The organism is Helicobacter baculiformis (assembly GCF_900197685.1).
GTDB lineage: Bacteria > Campylobacterota > Campylobacteria > Campylobacterales > Helicobacteraceae > Helicobacter > Helicobacter baculiformis.
This window is the reverse complement of record NZ_FZMF01000034.1, coordinates 1-2,120: the sequence shown is the minus strand read 5'-3', so window position 1 is coordinate 2,120 and position 2,120 is coordinate 1. Positions and strand designations below refer to the sequence as shown.

Genomic DNA, 2,120 nt, shown 5'->3' with positions numbered 1-2,120 from the left:
AAACATGAAGGTTGTCTAAAATTGCTTGAGTTTTTTATGTAAGTGGTAAGCTTATTTCAATTGAAAAACAAGCAGGATTGGGGGAGTCTTACCTCTCAAATGAGATTTGTGTGTCCAACTAAATTGAATGAGCAAAGGTATAAAAGACATGGTGGCAATGTGCTTTTATGTATATCCTAACTACCCGTGAATAGCTATGCGACAGCTTACAGAAGCCTTGCTTTAGAGAAAACACACACACGGACAACAACGACAAAGAAAACCCGTAACGGAAACCTTAAGAAGAAGACAACACCCCCTCCTCCTAGTAACTACAGATCAGACGATGAGGCACAAGTGTCCTGGTATCCCATATCGCAAGCTTTTTTGTAATATTCCTTGGCTTTTTGTGGATCTCTAGGCACACCCTGACCATCCTGATACATGTCTCCTAGCATGGCATAAGCACTGGGCTCTCCCATCTCACCCGCTTTTTGGTAGTATTCTGCGGCTTTCCTATCGTCTTTTGGCATACCACCTTCAACAGGTGTTCCACCGCTAATATACATATCGCCTAAAATCCTGTAAGCCACACCATCCCCCATCTCACCCGCTTTTTGGTAGTATTCTACAGCCCTTTTGTAGTCTCTAGGCATACCCCCAGGTGCACCCCCTTCTATACCGTACAGATCCCCCAAACCAACATAAGCCTTAGCACTCCCCATTTTCGCTGCTTTTTTATAGTAGCCAAAAGCTTTTTGGAAATCTATAGGTACACCTTGACCATTTTGATACATTACGCCTAGACTATAGTAACCAGTTGCATCGCCCTCCTCAGCTGCACGCTGATAGTATGTCATAGCCATCGCGTAATTTTGCTCCACGCCATGACCATTGTAATACATGGAGCCTAATTTATAATAGCCAGCCACATCGCCACTCTCACCAGATTTTCTATAGTAGTCTAGAGCTTTTGCATAATCCTTAGGTACACTCTGCCCCTCTGTATATATATCCCCTAGCCTTTCATAAGCCACACCATCCCCCATCTCACCCGCTTTTTGGTAGTATTTTAAAGCCTGCGTGTAATCCTTGGGCACGCCTTTACCGTTGTAGTACAAATCCCCTAGGCGTGTGTAGCCATCAGCGCTCTCCATTTGCCCTGCTTTTTTGTAATAATCCAAAGCTTCCTGATAATCTTGTTGCATCCCCTTGCCACTGTAATACATGGCACCTAGTTTGTAGTAACTAAGAGCACTCCCCATCTCACCCGCTTTTTTGTAGTATTCAAAGGCTTTGGTGTAGTCTCTGGGCACGCCTTTACCGTTGTAGTACAAATCCCCTAATCGCGCGTAGCCATCAGCATTCCCCATCTTTCCAGCTTTTTTGTAGTACTCTAAAGCCTGCTGATAATCTTGTTGTACACCCTTGCCGTTGTAGTACATAAGTCCCAAGTTGTTGTACGCTTTAGCATCTCCCATCTCCGCTGCTTTTTGGTAGTATTCAAAGGCTTTGGTGTAGTCTCTGGGCATACCTTTGCCACTGTAATACATGAGCCCCAGCTTATTGTAAGCTCTAGCATTCCCTTTTTCCGCTGCTTTTTGGTAGTATTCAATGGCTTTCCTGTAATCTCTAGGCACACCTTTCCCTTCTGTGTACATGTCCCCTAGCTTTTCGAAAGATTGATGATCCCCTTTTTTCCCAGTTTCTTGATAATACTTTTCCAACTTTTGTTTCCAATCTTTAGGCACGCCTTGACCAAGTTTATCCATTTTTGTTAAGTAGGCATAAGCTTGAGAATTCCCCATCATGGCTGCCTTTTGGAAATAAGTTGCGGCTTTTTTATATTGCTTTGTTTCGTAAGCTTTTACGCCAGCATCATAAGATTGTCTAGCCTGGAGCTCTTGTTTAGCTTGTCGCTTAGCCTGCTCTGCCTTATTCTCCTTTGCTTGCATTTGCACGCCTATAAAGCATAGAGTAACCAACAATGCGACTTTCAACACATCCTTCAAACCTGCTACTATCATCTTCTTCATCTTCCTATCCGCTTTTTCTCAGATCTCTAGCTCTATTATAGCTTATTTCAATTGAAAAACAAGCAGGATTGGGGGAGTCTTACCTCTCAAATGAGATTTGTGTGT

Annotated in this window: 1 protein-coding gene; it reads right to left on the bottom strand. The window is 43.3% G+C overall.

The genetic code is table 11. The annotated features are described in order from the left end of the window. Positions 1-311: 311 nt before the first annotated feature. A complete protein-coding gene (locus C6G87_RS06100) occupies positions 312-2,015 on the bottom strand; it encodes a tetratricopeptide repeat protein (protein ID WP_104752641.1) in 1,704 nt (567 codons plus the stop codon). Positions 2,016-2,120 lie beyond the last annotated feature (105 nt).

What these genes read in the sequence shown, in the direction of transcription:
- C6G87_RS06100 (WP_104752641.1), bottom strand. Translation starts at nt 2,015, where the DNA reads ATGAAGAAGATGATAGTAGCAGGTTTGAAGGATGTGTTGAAAGTCGCA.